The organism is Salinivibrio sp. ML198 (genome assembly GCF_001996015.1).
GTDB classification, from domain to species: domain Bacteria; phylum Pseudomonadota; class Gammaproteobacteria; order Enterobacterales; family Vibrionaceae; genus Salinivibrio; species Salinivibrio siamensis.
Genome location: NZ_MUEZ01000061.1, coordinates 1 through 432, shown reverse-complemented (window position 1 = coordinate 432; position 432 = coordinate 1). Strand labels below are relative to the sequence as shown.

The following is a 432-nucleotide window of genomic DNA, read 5'->3' as shown; positions in this document are numbered from 1 at the left end:
CGTGAGCAGCCTGGCCGATGGCGAGCTGACGGTGACCATGACGGTGACCGATGAAGCCGGAAACCAGGGCAGCGTGGATGACACCGCGACGCTGGATACGGCGGCCCCAGGCGAAGGTGGCGATAGCAGCAACAGCATCGCGTTCGACGATGCCGATGACCTGATCAACGAGAGCGAACAAACCTCCGTGACCTTCAGCGGCACGGTGGAAGACGGTGCGGCGATAGACAGCATCGTGATCAGCGACGGCGACGCCAACACGGCCGACATCACCGTGGATGCGAACGACATCAGCGTGGATGGTGATGGCAACGTGACCGTCACAGGCCAAGACGTGAGCAGCCTGGCCGATGGCGAGCTGACGGTGACCATGACGGTGACCGATGAAGCCGGAAACCAGGGCAGCGTGGATGACACCGCGACGCTGGATAC

1 protein-coding gene is annotated in these 432 nt (G+C 63.0%); it reads left to right on the top strand.

The annotated features are described in order from the left end of the window. A partial coding sequence (locus BZG25_RS15715) for an Ig-like domain repeat protein (RefSeq protein WP_131826122.1) occupies nucleotides 1–432 on the top strand: 432 nt, incomplete at both ends.